The following is a 20,907-nucleotide window of genomic DNA, read 5'->3' on the forward strand; positions in this document are numbered from 1 at the left end:
GAATCGACTTCAATCAGAAATTACCTTTAAGAAAGGAGTAAGAGCAAAACAAATGAAGGCCAATCGTAATCCCGACTACCTTGAAACGGTCATATTTGGCAAGTGAATTTTCATGCTCTTGCCCTGTATTACAAGCTGAGCGCACCTTTAAAACACTACTGCCCATGTTTGTGAGTAGACATTTTAACGCTACGACTAAGGTGCTTAATGCCGATATTGTATTTGCATCTATTCAGACATTAGGCAAACAAAAATATCTAAATAAAGTAAACCCAAATCACTTTGATTATGTGATTGTTGATGAATTTCATCACGCAGGTGCATCAAGTTATCAGGCATTATTGAACCATTTCACGCCACAATTTTTATTGGGTTTAACTGCGACACCAGAACGAACCGACCAAGCGGATATTTTATCCTTGTGTGATAACAATTTGGTTTATGAAAAAAACATCATTGATGGTATTGAATTAGGGATTTTAGTGCCGTTTCGTTACCGAGGAATCAATGACGAAACGGTAGATTATCGTGAATTACCATGGCGTAATGGCAAGTTTGATCCCAAAGCATTAGACAACAAATTTGCCACGCATAATAGAGCTAAACATGTTTTCCACCATTGGGAAATTCATAAACAGCAACGTACCTTAGCTTTTTGTGTGTCGAAGGCCCATGCAGATTTTATGGCGAAATGGTTTTCCGATCGAGGTATTAACGCCGTTTCTGTACATAGTGATTCAGAGATCAGGCGGGGCGAAGCGTTAAACTTGTTATCCTTGGGAAAAATTGAAGTTATTTTCTCAGTAGACCTATTTAATGAAGGTACCGATTTACCCTCAATTGATACCATTTTAATTCTGCGACCTACTGAATCAAAAATCTTATTTTTACAACAACTAGGTCGTGGTTTACGTACGTCACCTAATACTAATAAAACTTTTGTTTCGGTTATCGACTTTATTGGTAATCATATTAGCTTTTTAAATCGGCCAATGGCGTTACTGCAAACAGCTAGTACCAAAGAAACCATAGAGCAACTTAATGCACCTAAGATACATCCCGATTGTGTTATCAATATAGATCCACAACTTATCGATTTTTGGCGGCAATTAAAACTTGATTACACAAAAGCCACCAGCCATTACCAACGTTTAAAAGAAGAACTAGGCCATAGACCAACGGCGACAGAGTTTTTTCACAGTGGGTTTAACTGGAGCAAGTTAATCAAGCAGCATGAAAGTTGGTTTGGGCTTGTCACCAATCAAGAACCTGACAATGCTAATTTACAATATATACAACCCTATACAGAATTTTTAAGTTTAGGTGTTGAAAAAGCCAGCATGAGTAAGTGTTTCAAAGCAATATTACTTGAAGCATTCATAGAATTAGATGGATTGAATAATCCACCCACGATTGATGTTATCTGCGTAAAGAGCTGGCAAGTATTTAAGCGTTACCCCAAATTATGGGGGCAAGATGTTAAACCCGAATTAAAAGACGTTGATGCAAACTCCGGGAAATGGCGTAAATATTGGGTCGGAATGCCAATCACTTTTCTATGCAAACAAAACAAATCGGATCCTCAACCTTGGTTTGTCGTTAAAAATGATCGTTTACATGCCAACATTGACATTAAAAACACTGATATTGAAATGTTGTCCACTTGTATGCGTGAGCTAAGTGAGTTGTTGCTTGCTCGATATAGTCAACGAACAGAAAAACCTAAAGATAAATCACTTATATCTAAACACGTTGCAGAGGTTGTCACGTTGCCAATTGGCAAATCCACAAATGAATTAACCTCTGTGAATTTTTATCCCAATTTAAAAATTGCATGCGGCCACTTTAAAACAGGCACCGATGAAAACAGCGAAACGATGAGCTTAAATTCGAGTTTCAGTAAACTCGATCCATCAATTTATTTTATCGCGCCCGCCAGTGGCAATTCGATGAACGGCGGTAAAAACCCAATTGAAGACGGTGATTTATTGTTATTAGAGCGCGTTACAGCAATTAATGCAGGTTCAATTACTGGAAAAATCATGGCAATTGAAATTCAAGACAATACTGGTGATAACAAATACCTATTGCGTAAAGTGAGTAAACTCGCTAACGGTCAGTATCAACTTAATGCCAATAACCTTACATACCCACCAATACTTGCTAATGATTCAATGAAAACCTTTGCTCGGTTAAAGCAAATCTTAACCGACTCTGATTTTGCATAGAGACAATATCCTCAAAGGCCACTTTTGGGTGTTAAATCGATAAGGATATTTCTCACAACAGGTCTCACCTTTAAAAGGTGTTAGCCTATTCACCACCTTGTTGCTTATCAAATGCGAGCCCCAATGGTTCAAAATACGCCAGCATTGCTTGGTAAATTTCACGGCAGTGCTGTGCATCAGGGTAAGCGCCGTGTTGTGCTAATGCTGAGTTGATGGTGCTGTTCACTAAATATGGATTGGATATGTTAGCAATATCTTGTGAGTACATTTCAATGCTGGCTTCAAAGGCGCGTGCCATCATTTCTGTAGGTTTGGCAAAGTAGTGGCATTTTTGCTGCTTATCTAACGCAATTGAGCGGCTCACATAGTCGTGTGGTTCTTGGCCATTTGCCGTTAAAAACGTGATATTAAATAACGTCGATAATTGTTGGTTGAGCGGATGGGCAATTAATGTTTTATCGCCAAGCCAATGGTCTGTTGCACAAGCATATCGGTTCGATGTACTCATGTAACCATCTGGACTTAACAGACTATCGTCGATAAACATTTTGTCGGCGATGTAATGATCGAACGCATGCCAAAACTCATGCGCTAACGCCCCTGCTCCAGCATTTTTGGCTAAGGCCAGTTCTCGAAAAGCTGGGGAGTAATGAGCTTGTACTCCTTTTTGGCCGCCGTGACCAAAAGCAAAGCGTAAGCTGCCTCGTAAGCCAAGTAATGTCGGTGGTACACCAAGAATGTTGGCTAAGTCGGCTAGCGAATCAAATATCAAATTGGCGGCTAATGCAGACTCTTCTCGATTGACCCACTTACCCACACGAATGTGTTGTAGGCCAAAAGTGTGTTTAATGTCTAAAAAGCTAACAGACTCGCCATTACGGTAGTTCGGGCCAATGCGTTCAAAATGACGTTGATGATTTAATAACGAGTGATGTGAAGCCAAACAAACCTCTTGGTTATACTAAAACAGATGCTAAATACAAAAGATTTAAGCGCTTTTTGTTTATCAGCCCGATTTAACCATGCAAACCACAGATAAACAAACCAACAAAACCATAATTTAAGCAAGCATTGAACCAATAAACACTTATATTAGTAAAATGCAACCTATTGCTTTTATTTGATTTAGTGGTTATTTAATCAACTAGCCCAATAGTGAGTATGGTTATTAAGGCCACCAGCAAAAATCCCTTTGGTTAACTGATAAAAATTAGCACAAAATGATTTGCCAATATGTTGCGTTAGTATGGCAAAGGTTCATTATCACGATTAATGACCCAGCAGATTGATTTTTATCCTTAATGTTATTGGCATTGGGCCGATGACGATTATACTCATTTAAGCTTTACCTTAACAATGTTGATAATAGCGTAAGCCATCACCCTGCTAACGCTTTTGATGCTATTAGGTGTGATTAAATACTGTAGAGTTTTATATGATCAGTTTTTCTGACTATTGTTGTATTCAGTATGAGGTCTATTTACTCACTTTAACTAAACTTTGTTGCTTTACTGGTTTGCCGACAAACCTTAAGTGTTAATTAATAAATAATAATTGAAGGTCATATATGCCAAAAAGGACATTTACGCAGAGTTTCTTCAAGCAAGCTTTGGATTCATTAGCCGAGCAAATTGCTGTCGTTAATGAAGCGGGTATCATTTTATTTGTTAATCAAAGCTGGATTAATTTTGGTGTTGAAAACGGCGTTAATGTTTCATTTAACTGGTTAGAGACTAATTACCTTGAATCCTGTGGAAATGCCGCAATAGAGGGTGATAGTGATGCGTCGATTGTAGTTAAAGGCATAAATGATGTCATTAAAGGAAGGGTGAGCTCTTTTACACATGAGTATCCTTGCCACAGCCCAACCGAAAAACGATGGTTTATTTTAAGGATCACCCCTTTTATTGCAGAACAAGTGCAATACTTTATTGTTGTTCATCAAGATATTACTCGCAGAAAACTTGTTGAAAAAGAAGTAGAAAGGTTAGCAACCATTGATGGACTTACAGGAATTGCTAACCGAAGAAAATTTGATGATTTTTATGATTTACAATGGAAAGAACACCTTAGAAACCAAAACCAGCTTTCCGTTGCGCTGATTGATATTGATAACTTTAAAGAGATTAATGACAACTTTGGTCATGTTTTTGGTGACCAATGCCTTAAGTCCCTCAGCTCAATTTTAGCCAATTACAGCAGAAGACCATGTGACTTAACGGCAAGGTTTGGAGGCGACGAGTTTGTTATTATTCTCGGTCAAACAGATTTACCTACCGCGATTACCAGAATGGAGCACTTTATGGCGGATATTGAGCGCTTAAATACGTCGGATTTGTTTGCAGAAAAACAATTAATACTCAGTGTAAGCATTGGCGTAAGCACCATAAAACCCAAACAGTCTATTGATAAAACCCACCTTATTACTAAAGCAGATGGTTGGTTATACAATGCAAAAAGTTCCGGAAGAAACCAAATTGCCCATGAACAATAACGTCTATTGTTTGCTGCAATTCACACTCTGTACGATTACATGATTAACATAACGTTACTCGCAAAGGGTCTGTTTGCACCATAATGATGCCAATCAATATTTTTTGTGACCTTAAACGTATCGGCATCATTAAAACACGGTCAACCATACAAAAATATCTTAAATACTATGACTTTCGTTTACCTTTTTTGCACTTTTTCAGGCTTCGCTTGACCCTTTTTTGTGATGTTTTAGTCACATTTATCATGACAATTTACGTTCGTGGTACGTCAATATTTCGTTGAATGTGTGCAAAAATCACTCGCTAGCTCAGTAATTGCACAGTTTTTCACTATTACATTCACATATCTCTCCAAAGTATGATCTTCATTAAAAGAGTGATCTGCGACATTTTGTCCGCCTTCAAATTTGTTAACTTGATCAAAATCATAAAACTTTCGTTAAGACCTTAGTCATAGTAAGGAGAATTCTCACAAGTTGATTTACATCAAAGTTGATTATTTACCGATCTCTAAAATTGATGTGGATAGATTGCAACTAATTATTAGCATAAAGCTACTTAAGCAGAAGGTATCAACATGGACACACATGCAGCCCTTTATAAACAGGGTCAAGAGCGCCTTGATTATTTACGACAATTTGCCCAACGTCAGCCCGTGTCATTACAACAAAAAATGGCCGATATCGGGATATCTCGTCGAGACTTCATAAAATGGACCGCTTCGGTTACAGCAATGTTCGCCTTGCCGTTACCCTTTACTAACTTGGTCGCGGAAGCGGCTGAATTAGCAGATAGGGTTCCGTTGATTTGGTTACATTTGGCCGAATGTACTGGCTGTTCAGAGTCGTTAATTCGTACCGACTCCCCCAACCTAGACACATTAATTTTCGATCATATCTCGCTTGAGTATCACGAAACATTGATGGCAGCCGCGGGTTGGCAAGCTGAAGAAAATTTAGAACACGCTTTGGAAACCTATAAAGGTCGTTATTTACTGGCAGTTGAAGGTGCAGTACCGACCGCCAATAATGGCACCTTTTTAACTGTGGGCTGTAAAGGCCACACTGGGTTACACATTGTAAAAGAAGCCGCAGAAAATGCAGCTGCGATTGTATCTGTAGGTACATGTGCGGCCTTTGGTGGTGTACAAGCCGCTGCCCCCAATCCAACGGGAGCAAAAGGTGTTTATGAAGTGGTTGATAAACCGGTAATTAACTTAGGTGGTTGCCCACCGAGTGAAAAGAACATTGTCGGCACGTTAATGTATTTCATTATGTTCGGTAAGTTACCTGCTCTGGATATGTTTAATCGTCCCAAATGGGCTTACGGTGCTCGAGTTCATGATAACTGTGAACGTCGCGGTCGCTTTGACGCTGGTGAATTTGTTGAAGAGTTTGGTGATGAAGGGGCAAAAGAAGGCTACTGTCTTTATAAGGTAGGCTGTAAAGGTCCATATACTTATAACAATTGTCCAACTGAGCGTTTTAACCACCATACAAGTTGGCCTGTGCTAGCGGGTCATGGTTGTATGGGTTGTTCCGAACCCAACTTTTGGGATGACATGGCGGACTTTGAAAAGCCACTTGGACGCCAACTTTTACATGGCATTGATGCCACCGCAGACACTATTGGAGCGGTTATTTTAGGTGCTACCGTTGTTGGTATTGGCGCCCATGCAGTTGCTAGCGTATTTGCTAAGCCTTTGGAGGACTAATCATGAGTAAACGTGTCGTTATCGACCCTATCACCCGTATCGAAGGCCATTTACGTGTCGAAGTTGAAGTTGATGATAATAATGTCATTACTAAAGCCTGGTCTTCGTCGACTTTATGGCGTGGTATTGAAGTTATTTTAAAAGGCCGTACACCTATGGATGTTGGCTTAATTGTTCAACGTATTTGTGGTGTTTGTACTTATTCGCATTATCGCTGTGGTACAGAAGCGGTAGAAAATGCCTTAGGTGTTAAAATTCCACTTAACGCTAAATACCTACGTAGTTTAATGCAGTCGTCATTATATATGCATGACCATATTGTGCATTTTTACCACTTACACGGTTTAGATTGGGTTGATGTAGTGTCTGCGTTAAGCGCTGACCCTGCTTTAGCTGCACAAGTGGCAATGAAATATTCTGATGCCCCTATTGCTGCTGGCGAAGGCGAATTAAAAGCCGTTCAAGCACGTGTTAAAGGGTTAGTTGAAACCGGTAAGCTTGGCCCGTTTGCCAATGCCTATTGGGGCAATGGCACTTATCGCTTTACCCCTGAACAAAACCTTATTGCGTTATCCCATTATTTAAAAGCACTTGAAGTGCAACGTGTTGCTGCTGAAATGTTGGCTATTTTTGGTGGTAAATCTCCGCATCCACAGTCTATTGTTGTAGGCGGTGTGACGTCTGTACGCGATATGTTAAGCCCTGCACGTTTACAAGAGTGGAAACAAAAGCATGCGATTGTTCAAGACTTTATTGAACGTGCTTATCAAGCCGATATTGTGATGGCTGCAGAAGCATTTGGCAGTGAAGCCAGTGTGCTGGGTGGCGTAAATGTCAATAGCTTCTTGTCTGGTGAAGATTTTATCACAGCCGACGGAGAGTATTTATTTAATCAAGGGGTGATATTGAATGGCGATTTAGCCAATGTATTAGATATTGATCCAGACTTGATTAAAGAAGATGTTACTCATGCTTGGTACAAAGCCGATGGCCCTCAACACCCGTATCAAGGAACAACCATTCCTGATTACACCGGTTTTATTGAGCGCGATACGGTTTACGGAAAATTACCCACATTAGATGAAACGGGTAAGTATTCTTGGGTTAAATCTCCTCGTTACCAAGATGAACCGCTAGAAGTGGGTCCTTTAGCCTGTTTATTAGTTAACTATGCTCGCGGTAATCAACCCGTTGTAAATGCTGTAGATGGTTTATTGGCTCGCACGGGTTTACCACTTGAAGCCTTATTTACTACGTTAGGTCGTACCGCTGCACGTATGTTGCAAACGGTGCTTGTTGGCCAAGCCAGCTTAAAAACCTTTGATGCGCTTTTGGTCAATATGCAGTCGGATGAGTCGACCTACGTAAAACCTGAGATTGATCCTAATGTTGTTTATGAAGGACACTCAATGATTGAAGCACCTCGCGGTATGTTAAGTCATTGGATCCGTATTAAAGATGCCAAAGTTGAAAACTACCAGGCTGTCGTTCCTACTACTTGGAATGCTGGTCCTGTGGATGCCAACGGTAAAATGGGCCCCTATGAAGCCTCGTTGATTGGTCTGAAACTTGAAGATCCAACTAAGCCATTAGAAGTCATTCGTATTATTCATTCCTTTGATCCATGTATGGCATGTTCAGTTCATGTTATGGATTACAAAAAAGAAACCTTAGGCCAATTTAAAATTGATCCAAATGGGTTTTAATCAGAGGTAACGGAATAGGAGGGATAAAAGTATGGAACATATTGCAACCCATAAGCGGCAGCTAATATTTACTCCAGCGATTCGAATATTTCACTGGTTACGTGCCTTGGCTATTTTGGTATTAGTGATCACTGGATTTTATATCTCGTGGCCTTTTTTAGTCGCGCCTGCCAGCACTGATGTGCTGGTACAAGGTTGGATTAGGTTTGCACATATTGTCTTTGGATTTTTATTGACGAGTATTACCTTGGTACGATTTTATTTGTATTTCTTTAGTCGTAATGACATTGAAAGAAAATCATTTAAAGATGTGCTAAGTGTAAACAGCTGGATTGTGCAATTAAAATCGTACTTATGGATGGGACATTTAAACAAGGCAGGCATTTATGGCCCGCTGCAGTTTGTTACTTATGTCGCGATTTCATTTGTAGCATTGATTATCTGTATCACAGGCTTAGTGCTTTATGCCAATGTATACCATTTAGGTGTCGGTGGAATGCTAGGTGATGTATCGGCATGGTTAACAGCGCTTTGTGGTGGTTTAGCACCACTAAGAATCATTCACCACTACTTAACATGGGCTTTCATCATTTTTGTTGTCATCCATGTGTATATGGCGGTTTGGTCTGGTATTCGCTTTAAACATAACTCAGTAGATTCAATTGTATCTGGCTATGATTACCATAAGGATCACTAACTAGCGTGAAAAAAATATTGCTGTTAGGTATAGGCAATGTATTGTACGCCGACGAAGGAGTCGGCGTTCATTTTGTCAATTATATCAAAGATAAATACCAATTTAGCCATCAAACAGACAGCTTAGATATTGTCGACGGTGGCACTTTGGCCCAAGGTCTTATTCCGATGATTAGCCGGTATGATCATATGATCGTGGTCGACACGGTGAATAGCGTTGGTGTAAAACCTGGTGAAGTGTACTTTTTCGATTTTGATCACGCCCCTGCTGAGATTGATTGGCAAGGTAGTGCTCATGAAGTGGAAATGCTGCAAACACTCAATATGATGGATATGGTTGGCGATAGACCACATACCTTTGTACTTGGTGTCACCCCCACGGTGCTTGAACCAATGATTTTGGGGCTCACACCAGGTTTACATGCTGCTATTCCAGTAATGGAACGCGCATTATTAACACATATGACGAGCTTAGGGTTTAGTCAACACATTGTTAATAATATAACCATTGATCAGGTGATCCCTGATGCTTATAAGCGAGGTTGCTATGTCGATGCATAACATTCGATTTGATTTTGTTTGTCAACGGCCTGTGCCCTTATATGAGCACTTGTGTAACCAATATCTTAATCGCCGTGAGCTCAATATCAGTATTGGCACCGAATCTAATCCTCAAACAAATACCATTTGTTATTTTATTGAAGCCTTTGCGACACAAGCTGAACTCGAAACCTTGGCAGATGATATTGCTAGCGACTTTTTGTTGTCGGTGTGGTTACTCGATACTCGCATCAAACGTATTGAAAAACACCAAGGTCAACAAAAGCCACTGGTACTAACAAATAACGATTTGGGTTTACCGCTGTATTTTTGTCAGCATTGCCAACCGTTATTTGGCGATAATCAACAACCTTTATTTGGTGATATTAACCTGCATTGCCATCATTGTTTGGGCCATGAAAAATTGAGCTGTGCCTTAAAATCGTTAACACGCACTGATATTAACGCGATGGCAGCTCGTTTATTAATCGATAAAACGTTGCCTTTACCTAATTTGGGGATCGCATTATCGTTAACCCCACAAACGACAATCATTAGCGACGAGAGTGAGGCAAGTACCGCAAATGATGTTGCCCCATTAACACCGACTGACGCACCGACAGAGACCACGACTGACTATCAACGTCCACGTATTTTAGTGTGTAACCCAAATTCATTAAATAGCCATTTTTGTGTGAATGACAGCCAAGTGTTGGCCTTGTCTAGTATTGAAAAGCCATTAATTAGAGTTAGGCCTAGTAGCGATCACCCCAGCTTATTAGCGCCGCTTTATGATATTCAATTTGCTGAAAATCGCTTATTGGTGATATTAACCGAAATGCTTCGCCAAAAAGGCATTCATTGGTTGTATGTGAACCAAATAACTGAACAACAGGCAACGACGGATGACTGTCTGGATAGTCCATTACGTCTAGCGAGCATAAACCAACATTGGCTGCCCATCACAACACTTTGCAATGGCACTATTGCACTGGCGTCTAACGTGACTTGCTTACATGATGAACGTGATTACCAAGATAATCATCATAAATTTAGCGCTAATGTCACCAAAACACATATTGATTGGCAAGTTAATACAAGCGAAAAAAACCTGCCATTCAATAAAATGAGCAGCGATATTTCCACCAGTTTGTGTGCATTAAATGCAGCAGTGTTAAGGTTTGATCCTGAAGAACATCATCGCAAGGCACAATTTGTTAAAAATGCAGCAGTATTTTATTTCAGCACGATTAACGACTGTCAAATTGTCACCCTTGATGGCCAGAGTGAAGCTGAATTATTTTTTGAAATGCCCAGACTGCCAACATCAGGTTATGAAATCTGCCATTGTTTATCTGAGTCGCCACAAAAAAGCTTGTTGGATAAATTTAAACAGTTATTCCCTGCCGAATATAATCAATTGTTGGATCTGCAAATACATGAAAGTGATGGCACCTTGTCACAACTCATGGCAGTTGCAACGCTTGTTATTGGTGCGTATCCGGTAAAAACAGCGCAACGAGTGACCGTGACAGAACTGGCTGATAAATTTGTCGCATTGGCAATGTCGCATCATGGCAACAATGCCCCACGTATTGATTTCCCTTTGACCAAAGGCGCAGCCCATAGAAGTCTTAATTGGTGTAAAACGTTAGGCACACTAATGAGTTTCAAAATTGCTGGCGAGACCAATTTAGCCAAACTCGCTTTTGCATTTCATGATTCTTTTGCAGATTACTTAAGCCATTGGATAGAACACTTGGATCAAAATATTGGTGTTAAGCAATTGGTTATTGCTGGCAGTGAATTTGCAAATCCGGTGTTAATGGACCGCGTGCAAATACGCATTGGTAAAAACTTCCCGCTGGTGGTCAATCCATTATTGGATTTAGATGGCGTGAATATCGCAATTGGTGGCCTATATCTCAAACAAAGACGTGGATAGCAGGTATCGTGATGGTATATCAGCTGTTACTTATTTGTGTGAGATAAAGCATTAATGAAATCATTAAAGCAAGTCACCATTGTTGTAAAAGGCATTGTACAAGGGGTCGGATTTCGTCCCTTTGTATATAGGCTAGCCCATGAGTTAACGTTAGTGGGTACTGTGCTTAATAATCACCTTGGGGTGACTATTGTGCTTCAAGGCCAAAGCGAACACATAGCACAATTTATTAGTACCCTAACGCAATCTCCACCACCTTTAGCGAGAATTGATGCGATTGAGCATACCTATCAACTGCAATTAAGCTCATTTAGCGATTTTAGTATTATCGGCAGTCAACATTCGGCCGATGAACATGCCAACGTTGCAATTTCAGCCGACAAAAGTATTTGCCAAGATTGTCTCAATGACATTAACGATCCTCATGATCGTCATTATCAATACCCATTTACCAATTGTACCAATTGTGGTCCGCGCTACACTATTATTAATGCCCTGCCTTATGATAGATGCAATACAGCAATGGCTGATTTTGTTATGTGTGATGCCTGCCACGCAGCTTATACCGACCCACTTAATCGACGCTACCATGCTCAACCAGTAAGTTGCCCACATTGTGGACCACAATTATCATTTAGCACCCTAAATGATAACGCAGAATTTCTTTATGATTCCTCGATGCTGATAGCTTTAGAACAAGCGGTTGAGATGATAAACCGCGGTGGTATTGTTGCCGTTAAAGGCTTAGGTGGCTTCCATTTAGTGTGTGATGCCACTAATAATGATGCTGTTGCATCTCTGCGTAAACGTAAGCAACGCCCTGCTAAACCATTGGCGATCATGGTAACAGATTTAGCTCAAGCACAATTATGTGTGAGTGGCACAGAAACCGAATGGCAAGTGTTAACCAGTGCAGAAAAGCCGATAACCTTGATGCAAAAACGCCAAGATACCGATATAGCTCTGAGTCCTTTGCTGGCACCAGATATTGATCGTCTTGGGGTATTTTTACCATACACCCCTTTGCATCATTTATTAATGAAACAACTCAATAAGCCTATTGTCGCGACCAGTGCTAATCGCAGTGGTGAACCCATCATAGGCGACCGCGCAGAAATAGAACGGCATCTTAGCCATGTGATAGATGGTATCCTCGACCATGACCGGCCAATTATAAATGCCTGTGATGACAGTGTGGTACAAGTGGTTGAAGGTCAACTGCAAGTCATTCGTTTGGCTCGAGGCTATGCGCCCTTAACCATCAACCTTCATTCATCACAACTCTGCGACAGCCAAAGCAGCATTCTTGCGGTTGGAGCTCAACAAAAAAATACTGTTGCATTTGGTTTTGACAACAATCTCATTGTATCACCGCACATTGGCGATTTATTTAGTCTTGAAGCTCAACAATATTTTCACCAAAGCTTAGCCACTTTTAAACGTTTGTACGACTTCGCACCTAACTATATTGTGCATGATAACCATCCCCAATATGCGCCAACACAATGGGCTGTCGATTTTCAAAAAGCGCATAACTTACCTTCATCGCACTGTATTGGTGTGCAACATCATTTTGCCCATGTGCTGTCAGTAATGGCGATACATCAACGTACAGAACAGGTGTTAGGGTTCAGTTTTGATGGCACAGGCTTAGGCAAAGATGGTGTTTTATGGGGTAGCGAAGTCATGCTAGCCGACGTACACGGCTTTACCACGCTGGCACACTTTAGCTCATTTAAATTAATTGGTGGAGAACAGGCCATTAAGCAACCTGTTAGGATCCTATTAGCATTATTATTTGAACAATTAACGTTAAATCAAGTCATTGCCCTGCCCATTACAGCAATACAAAACTTGGGTAAGCAAACTGTCACTAATTTGTATCAGCTTTGGCATAACAACAGCCATTGTATTGAATGTCGATCCGTTGGCCGGCTATTTGATGCGCTTGCCGTTGCTTTAGACTTTATTGATGATTCACCCTATGAAGGCCAAGCAGGCATGATGATTGAAGCAGCCGCAAACGACTGTGCCAAACGTCCTGATGAACCCTCTTTATCAGTACCACTTAATACGTTGCCTCACCATGCAAATGAATCGGTGCAATGGCATAGCAGTGACTTTATTACTCAACTGGTCAATGTAACACTACAACATCCACATAATAAGGTCATTAAACAACGTGTTTGTGAGCATTTTATTGGTGCTATTGCCCAACAACTAAACCTTATTGGGCAACAGTATTCTTGGCTTCCGCAGGTGTTTTGTGGTGGAGTATTTCAAAATAAAACTTTACTCGCTCACTGTATTAATGATTGTCATCAAGGTGGCCGAGTGCTTTTAAACAGTGGGCATGTGCCCATAAATGATGGCGGTATCGCATTGGGTCAACTCTGGTATGCCTTACATCACATAGCAGAATAAATAGCCCTAGGGTTAATTGCATTAATTTACTTAGTAATCAACATGTTAATATTAAATAGTTAAAACGAACCAATGCCATCAAATAAGTGCGGCATTGATCACATTAATAGCTCAACAATAGGCTTGTTCACAGTGTTTATGACAAAAACTGATATGTATCAAAGAATCAAAACGTCACTTAAACGACACTAACAAATAAGCATAATGACAAGGTTAAGGAAATAAATATGTGTAAAGATTGCGGCTGTTCAATAACTGAAGATCACGGCCATACTCTCCATAGTAATCCTCAGCTAAACGATAAAAAAACTTTAGCGGTTATTCATAAAATATTAGATAAAAATGACGTTGAAGCTCAACATAATCGCGATCATTTTGCTGCGCATCAAGTCAGTGCCTACAATTTAATGAGTAGCCCTGGCAGTGGTAAAACGACCCTATTGGAATGTTTACACGAGTATTTAGATGCACGCTATGCGGTGATTGAAGGTGACTTAGAAACCTCACGTGACGCCGATCGTTTAAAAGCTAAGGGCATTGATGCTTTTCAAATTCAAACCGGTTCTGCCTGCCATTTAGATGCCTTTATGGTTCATGGTGCGCTACATCATATCAAGTTAGATGATATCAATATTTGCTTCGTTGAGAACGTAGGTAACCTTGTGTGCCCTGCCAGTTATGATGTAGGCACCCATAAAAATATCGTGTTGCTATCTGTGCCTGAAGGCGACGATAAAATTGAAAAATATCCAGTGATGTTTCGCCGAGCAGACTTAGTGGTCATCACTAAATCTGACCTATTACCTTACTTCGATTTTAGTGTCGAAGAAGCTAAAGCTCAGCTAAGTAAGTTAAACCCCAATGTCGAATTACTTGTTGTATCAGTGAAAAATTCTGATTCAATGAAAACATTGGCCACTTGGTTTGATGAGCACAAGGAGTTTTAACAATGTGTTTATCTGTACCTTCAAAAGTTGTTGAGATTCACGATGATGCAACCGTTACGGTTGACACGCTTGGCGTTAAGCGTCGAGTGAGTTGCCATTTATTATGTGACCCTCTCGAAATTGGGGACTTTGTATTGATCCACATCGGTTTTGTCATGAATAAAATTGATCACAAAGATGCCCAAGAAAGCCTCGATTTATATCAACAAATCGTCGCAGAAATGCAACTGGAGTCTGAGTCATGATTAGCCTTAATGACTTTTATCAAGGATTTAGAGATCCTCAGACAATCCGTCATTTAGCACAATTAATTGCTCAACAAGCATCTAAAACGACTGAACAAATTAATATCATGGAAGTGTGTGGCGGTCATACTCACACCATCATGAAATACGGCTTACTGCAATTATTGCCAGACAATATTCACTTTATTCATGGCCCTGGTTGCCCAGTGTGCATTATGCCTAAAGAGCGAATAGACCATGCTGCCACCCTAGCCTCACAAGAAGATATTATTTTAGTAACATTGGGTGACATGATCCGAGTGCCGGGTTCTAAAGGCAGTTTGGCTGAGTTTCGGTCTAAAGGCTGTGATATTCGCCCCATTTACGATCCATTAGATACACTCGACATCGCTCGTGAGAACCCAGATAAAACCGTTATATTTTTCGCCATTGGTTTTGAAACATCAACGCCAATGACCGCTGCGCTATTGGCCCAAGCTGAAGCGCAAAAAATTGATAATATTTTATTTCATATCAATCATGTGCTTGTTCCACCAGCCATTGATGCTGTGATGTCTGACAGTCGCAGCAAAGTGAATGCATTTATTGGCCCTGCTCATGTGAGTGTAATTAGTGGCTCTCGGGTTTATCAATCCACGGTAGATCAATACCACACTCCAGTTGTTGTGTCCGGATTTGAGCCTGTTGATGTAATGGAATCTATTTTGCGCATTGTGAGACAAAAAGTGGCTGGCAAAGCCGAGTTAGACAATCAATACAGCCGTTCTGTAAGTTACGAAGGTAACCTTGCCGCCCAACAGCTAGTAGACAAATATTTTATGGTGCGTGATAGCTTCCGCTGGCGTGGACTTGGCCCCATCGCCAAATCGGCTCTAACGCTACGCCCAGAGTATCAACATCGCGATGCTGAGCGGATTTACGCCCACGTATTACCCACTGTTGAAATTGACGACCATAAAGCATGTATGTGTGGCGATATTTTACGTGGTTTGGCTAACCCTAAAGACTGTAAAGTGTTTGGCAGAGGTTGCTCGCCACAAACACCACTTGGCAGCTGTATGGTAAGTTCAGAAGGCGCATGTAATGCCTATTACCGCTACGGAGAAGTAAATCATGCCAACTAAGAAAACTATTCAACTTAGCCACGGTGGTGGCGGTAAAGAAATGAATCAGTTGATTACTGATCTGTTCTTTAATGCATTTAATAATCCAATTTTGGCTTCACAAGAAGATGCCGCTAAGCTAAATATGTGCGGCCCTATCGCTTTCACTACCGACTCTTTTACCGTGTCACCGTTATTTTTTGCCGGTGGAGATATCGGAAAATTAGCCGTGGCCGGCACAGTCAATGATTTGGCCATGATGGCAGCTCAACCAGAATACCTCAGCTGCAGTTTTATTATTGAAGAAGGTTTTCCGATTGCAGACTTAACCACCATTGTTAACAGTATGGCGGAAGAACTGCATAAGTCGGGAGCCAGAATTGTATGCGGCGACACTAAAGTGGTGCCAAAAGGTTGTGCCGACGGGCTCTTTATTAATACCTCTGGTGTCGGCCGTATTTTAAACCCTGATATTTCAGCAGGCAGTTTACAAACGGGTGATGCCATTATTGTATCCAGAGATATTGGACGACACGGTGCCGCCATTTTAATGGCCCGTGATGGCCTAACCCTTGAGTCATCATTGTGCAGTGACTGCGATACATTATGGCCTATTGTTGAGCAACTATTGGCCGCTAATGTAAAAATTCATGCTATGCGTGACGCAACTCGCGGTGGCATTTCAGCAGTATTAAACGAGTGGGCCGTTGCTTCCAATGTCGGCATTACGGTTGATGAAGCTGCCATTCCTGTCAGTGATGAAGTAAAAGGGTTATGCGAGCTATTTGGTTTTGAACCCTATGATCTGGCTAATGAAGGTACATTTGTGTTGTCGGTACCGATGGATATTGCAGAAGGTGCAATTGAAGTCATGCAGCGTTATGGCCACTGTGAACATGCAGCCATTATTGGTCAAGTCACTGAGCAGCAACCAGGTAAAGTGATTCTAAACACTCCTTGGGGGAGCCGTCGTTACTTAGATTTACCGCAAGGTGAATTATTACCGAGGATTTGTTAATGCACGAATATTCGATAGTAATGTCGCTGATGGAGCAATGTGAATCACTCGCATTGGAAAATCAGGCTAGCAGTATCGAACAAGTTGAACTAAAAATAGGCATATTAAGTGGCGTTGAGCCAGCGTTATTATCCCAAGCATTTGATACGTTCAAACTTGAGACAGTATGCCATAACGCCAAATTAGTAATGAATATTCAACCGTTAATTTTGCAGTGTCGAACCTGTGATACGCAATCACAAGTTGATGAACGTACAGTAATATGCCCTGCATGTGGTGGTAATAACACTATCGTTATTGATGGTGAAGATATGATGCTAATGCAGCTGGTGCTAGATACATAAATTCGAACCATAAGCTTTTAACAACGTTATACACAAACCAAACTCGATTAATACTCATAATGATATACAACAAAAAGCAAACACAACAAAAGGACCACACCATGAAATACTTATCACTTGCCTTTATTCTTGCCACTATTCCATCTCTTGCTATGGCACATGAGGGACATGGTGGTGTTGGGCTATTTCATCATTTATATGAATTAACCCCAGCAATAGCACTCGTGGCCATTGTTGCATTTATCTATTGGAAACGTAGCAAGTAATTAGGGCTTAACTCAGCTTTTAAACCTCGTTGTTGAGGCTTACTAGCGTTAAGGTACATCCATCTGGTCGTATTTGCAGTGGGTGTAATTCAGCTAGATTTTTGTGGCTGTAAGCAAGAAGCCTTCCATTGGAAGGCTTCTTGCTTTGTAGTATTAACAACGCGATGTATTCAATTGCAAACAATCACCCTAGAACATCTCAGCTGGCATTGCCATAATTGATTTATCACCTTGATTAACTTGTGACAAATGATATTGAGATTTGGATAATAATTTGTCCATGTAGAAATCGGCGACAAATTGTTTTTGCGCTGCAAAGGTTTTATCTTCATGGTTTGAAGCTTTATCAGCCATCAACAACCAGAAATAACCGTATAAGGCATAACCAAAGGCATCTAAAAAATCGACAGCACAAGCGTTCACTAATGCAGGTTGGACTTTTTTGTTGTCATTAATGTAATTAGCCGTGGTCAACAATTCTGCAAACACTTGGCTAACTGTGGCTTTATGATCAGAATCTGCTTGAGTTAATTCTGTAAGGCTCGCATTCACTTCAGCGACAAACTCTGTCAAGGTCGCGACATTATCACCCGTAATTTTACGGCCTAAAAAGTCGATTGCTTGAATACCGTTAGTACCTTCATAAATTTGTGCAATACGAGTATCACGCACAAACTGCTCGATGCCAGTTTCGCGAATATACCCATGACCACCAAATACTTGCTGCGCCATCACGGTAGCATCTAAACCGCGATCAGTTAAAAATGCTTTGGATACTGGCGTTAATAAACCCACGTATCTTGCTGCTTTTGTTTGTACATCATCACTGGCATATTTTGCTAAATCTAATTGCTTACCAGTGTAAACCGATAAGGCACGACCCGCTTCTGTCATTGCACGGATCGTTAACAACATACGACGTACATCGCCATGTACAATAATAGGGTCTGATGTGGCACCCGTTGCAGAACCTGTTGCTGCAACGCCCTGTAAACGCTCTTTAGCATAGTCACTGGCCATTTGATAAGCGGCTTGGCTGTTACCTAAGCCTTGTAAACCAATGGCTAAACGTTCGTAGTTCATCATGGTAAACATACACACTAAACCACGGTCTGGTTTACCCACTAAAAAGCCTTTGGCATTGTCATAGTTCATGACACACGTAGCCGACGCTTTAAGGCCCATTTTATGTTCAATAGAACCGACGGTTACCCCATTAGGTTCGCCTAAGCTGCCGTCTGCGTTTACGTTAATTTTAGGCACGATAAATAACGAGATACCTTTTGAACCTGGTAGTTTTGCCAACACTAAATGGATCACGTTTTCAGTTAAATCATGGTCACCACCAGTAATAAAAATCTTGTTACCGGTTATAGAATAACTGCCATCATCAAGCGGTTCTGCTTTAGTACGGATACCTTTTAGGTCTGAACCCGCGTGTGGCTCAGTCATGTCCATTGCGCCAGCCCATTGGCCAGAATATAAATTAGGTAAATAGGTTTGCTTTAATTCGTCATTGGCGTGTGCGTTAATACACAATGCTGCACCGGCAGTCAGAGAATTGTATAAGGTAAACGAATTACACGAGCTGTAACTCATTTCATCTACTAATACGCCAAGCATTTTAGGCATTCCCATGCCACCAAAGTCGGCCTCACCGCAAAGCCCTACCCATCCGCCGTCGGAAAACTGTTGATACGCTTCTTTAAAGCCATCGGGGGTAATAATGTCATTGCCTTTATGAACCACACCTTGCTCATCGCCGCTGCGGTTTAAAGGGTGAAGCAGATCACGGCTGATCTTATTCGCTTCATCTAAAATGGCTGACGCAGTATCCATATCAACAGCATCAGCCATGGCAGGAAGTTGCTCCCACGTTGATTTGGCATCAAATACCTGTTCCAACAAGAATTGCATGTCCTTTAACGGGGCTTGGTATGGGTTCATAAGAGTCTCTTAAACAAATAATTAAAACAGTTGTTTTAATTTATACTAAAGCGTTACAAAAAGAAAAGGTTTTTTAACCTAATTTTGACCTCACTACAGACAAAAGCACTTTTATAAAGATTATCGACCTATCACAGTATCAATGAGTTACAATTATTTTATGCCCATTGATTTATCACCTACTAAGGTGACATTGTCATGGTCTTTTGACCTATTTTAGATAAAAGCGAATAAAACGTAATGCAAACACAAAATGACTCAGCCATTCCCTTAACCACTGCGACTGAGTCGTACCAAGAAGTGACCATCATTGGCAATGCCCATGGTGATTGGCAACCAGCAAAAGTTGGCCACAGCTTTATTTTTAATGGCACACAGCATGACGACGATAATGTTATCAATATCTGTAATGGCCCTTACGCTGGCTCAGCTGATGCCTTTACGGTCAATAATAGCCTAGGTGACACACATTTAGTAATGTTACTCACACAAGTAGCCAATACTTTGAAAAATCAATTAAATTGTTGGCCGTCATCAGGCTTAGTGACCCTTTTTTTAATGTCGATTGTGGCTAAACACGTTAATGTACAACGGATGTCATTGATGCCGTCATTACAACGTCCACAAGACATGTCTGCTGACGCTTATTTACCCTGTATGGTTCATAACTGGTTAGGGGAACGTCGTCTCGCATTAGGGCTGCAATTAACCAGTGACAATATAATTTGGCCTGAATTATGGATTAACGAAGCAACAGTACAAGTTGAACTTGATGCTGGTACACAAATGCCTGATATCAATCCATTTGAAGTGCTACTGAGTGATGTCGTTCGACAACGAGAGCAAAAGCCAAACAACATTAAGTTTTCGACGGCACAAACCCTAGCCCTGCAAGTCACAACTAAGCGCCCTATTAACCTAGATATGCAATATGCGCTTTTGGCTGCATTAAGTAATTTACCCAGCGTGCATTGGTTATCATATGCGAGCCAAGAAGATTTACTGACTGCTGAAGCATTGTTTTACAATGAAGACCCACAACATAGCGCCAGCTATTGGTACTTAGTCGATTACCAAGCATCGCAGTTTTTAGATACGATTCGTCATCACCTTGCCTATTGTCAGCAAGTTATGGCGTTAACGGCTAAATAATTTACCTATTATACCAATCTCATTAAATATCTGGTCAGTTCAGAGTCTCTCAGGTTTTTCAATTCAAGGCACATTGATGTAGAAATGGTTGTTCCCTTTTAAATCGATGTAACACAGAAGTGGAATACCTGAGAGAC

The 20,907-nt window shown here is 40.8% G+C and carries 17 protein-coding genes; 15 read left to right on the top strand and 2 right to left on the bottom strand.

Features of this window, described 5'->3' with window-relative positions; translation table 11 throughout:
* Positions 1-95: 95 nt before the first annotated feature.
* Positions 96-2,228 carry a DEAD/DEAH box helicase family protein gene (locus ACWXWT_RS13925; RefSeq protein ID WP_456042178.1) on the top strand — a complete coding sequence of 711 codons (2,133 nt, stop codon included), beginning with the start codon at positions 96-98 and terminating at the stop codon, positions 2,226-2,228.
* An 85-nt stretch (positions 2,229-2,313) separates the two neighbouring features.
* On the opposite strand, the gene ACWXWT_RS13930 is transcribed toward ACWXWT_RS13925, so the two are convergent.
* Entirely contained in the window at positions 2,314-3,171 is an 858-nt protein-coding gene (locus tag ACWXWT_RS13930) for a CLCA_X family protein (protein WP_456042179.1), read from the bottom strand.
* 624 nt (positions 3,172-3,795) lie between these two features.
* Here ACWXWT_RS13930 and ACWXWT_RS13935 point away from each other — a divergent pair.
* The 13 genes from ACWXWT_RS13935 (at position 3,796) to ACWXWT_RS13995 (ending at position 17,671) form a co-directional block, all read left to right on the top strand.
* Positions 3,796-4,722, top strand: a complete 927-nt coding sequence (locus ACWXWT_RS13935; protein ID WP_456042180.1) for a diguanylate cyclase — start codon at positions 3,796-3,798, stop codon at positions 4,720-4,722.
* A gap of 578 nt (positions 4,723-5,300) precedes the next feature.
* A complete protein-coding gene (gene hyaA / locus ACWXWT_RS13940) occupies positions 5,301-6,437 on the top strand; it encodes a nickel-dependent hydrogenase small subunit (RefSeq protein ID WP_456042181.1) in 1,137 nt (378 codons plus the stop codon).
* Between the two features lie 2 nt (positions 6,438-6,439).
* Positions 6,440-8,143 carry a nickel-dependent hydrogenase large subunit gene (gene hyaB / locus ACWXWT_RS13945; protein ID WP_456042182.1) on the top strand — a complete coding sequence of 568 codons (1,704 nt, stop codon included), beginning with the start codon at positions 6,440-6,442 and terminating at the stop codon, positions 8,141-8,143.
* 31 nt (positions 8,144-8,174) lie between these two features.
* Positions 8,175-8,840, top strand: a complete 666-nt coding sequence (cybH, locus tag ACWXWT_RS13950; protein ID WP_456042183.1) for a Ni/Fe-hydrogenase, b-type cytochrome subunit — start codon at positions 8,175-8,177, stop codon at positions 8,838-8,840.
* Positions 8,841-8,845: 5 nt separating this feature from the next.
* Positions 8,846-9,400, top strand: coding sequence for a HyaD/HybD family hydrogenase maturation endopeptidase (locus ACWXWT_RS13955; RefSeq protein WP_456042184.1), 555 nt, complete (start codon positions 8,846-8,848; stop codon positions 9,398-9,400).
* A complete protein-coding gene (locus tag ACWXWT_RS13960) occupies positions 9,387-11,324 on the top strand; it encodes a NiFe hydrogenase (RefSeq protein WP_456042185.1) in 1,938 nt (645 codons plus the stop codon). Before ACWXWT_RS13955 ends, ACWXWT_RS13960 begins: the two co-directional genes overlap by 14 nt.
* Before the next feature lie 54 nt (positions 11,325-11,378).
* Entirely contained in the window at positions 11,379-13,748 is a 2,370-nt protein-coding gene (hypF, locus tag ACWXWT_RS13965; RefSeq protein ID WP_456042186.1) for a carbamoyltransferase HypF, read from the top strand.
* Positions 13,749-13,975: 227 nt separating this feature from the next.
* Positions 13,976-14,695, top strand: coding sequence for a hydrogenase nickel incorporation protein HypB (gene hypB / locus ACWXWT_RS13970; protein WP_456042187.1), 720 nt, complete (start codon positions 13,976-13,978; stop codon positions 14,693-14,695).
* A 2-nt stretch (positions 14,696-14,697) separates the two neighbouring features.
* On the top strand, positions 14,698-14,940 hold the full coding sequence (locus ACWXWT_RS13975) for a HypC/HybG/HupF family hydrogenase formation chaperone (protein WP_456042188.1): 243 nt from the start codon (positions 14,698-14,700) through the stop codon (positions 14,938-14,940).
* The gene (gene hypD / locus ACWXWT_RS13980; protein ID WP_456042189.1) at positions 14,937-16,064 is read left to right on the top strand and encodes a hydrogenase formation protein HypD; all 1,128 of its coding nucleotides are present in this window, start codon (positions 14,937-14,939) and stop codon (positions 16,062-16,064) included. Before ACWXWT_RS13975 ends, hypD begins: the two co-directional genes overlap by 4 nt.
* Positions 16,054-17,061, top strand: a complete 1,008-nt coding sequence (gene hypE / locus ACWXWT_RS13985) for a hydrogenase expression/formation protein HypE (RefSeq protein WP_456042190.1) — start codon at positions 16,054-16,056, stop codon at positions 17,059-17,061. Before hypD ends, hypE begins: the two co-directional genes overlap by 11 nt.
* On the top strand, positions 17,061-17,405 hold the full coding sequence (locus ACWXWT_RS13990; protein WP_456042191.1) for a hydrogenase maturation nickel metallochaperone HypA/HybF: 345 nt from the start codon (positions 17,061-17,063) through the stop codon (positions 17,403-17,405). Before hypE ends, ACWXWT_RS13990 begins: the two co-directional genes overlap by 1 nt.
* Positions 17,406-17,506: 101 nt before the next feature.
* Entirely contained in the window at positions 17,507-17,671 is a 165-nt protein-coding gene (locus ACWXWT_RS13995) for a hypothetical protein (protein ID WP_456042192.1), read from the top strand.
* A gap of 189 nt (positions 17,672-17,860) precedes the next feature.
* On the opposite strand, the gene ACWXWT_RS14000 is transcribed toward ACWXWT_RS13995, so the two are convergent.
* A complete protein-coding gene (locus ACWXWT_RS14000; protein ID WP_456042193.1) occupies positions 17,861-19,618 on the bottom strand; it encodes an acyl-CoA dehydrogenase C-terminal domain-containing protein in 1,758 nt (585 codons plus the stop codon).
* Positions 19,619-19,858: 240 nt separating this feature from the next.
* On the opposite strand from ACWXWT_RS14000, the gene ACWXWT_RS14005 reads away from it, so the two are divergent.
* The gene (locus tag ACWXWT_RS14005; RefSeq protein WP_456042194.1) at positions 19,859-20,770 is read left to right on the top strand and encodes a hypothetical protein; all 912 of its coding nucleotides are present in this window, start codon (positions 19,859-19,861) and stop codon (positions 20,768-20,770) included.
* The last annotated feature ends 137 nt before the right edge of the window (positions 20,771-20,907 follow it).

This window comes from Shewanella sp. A22, from assembly GCF_053850585.1.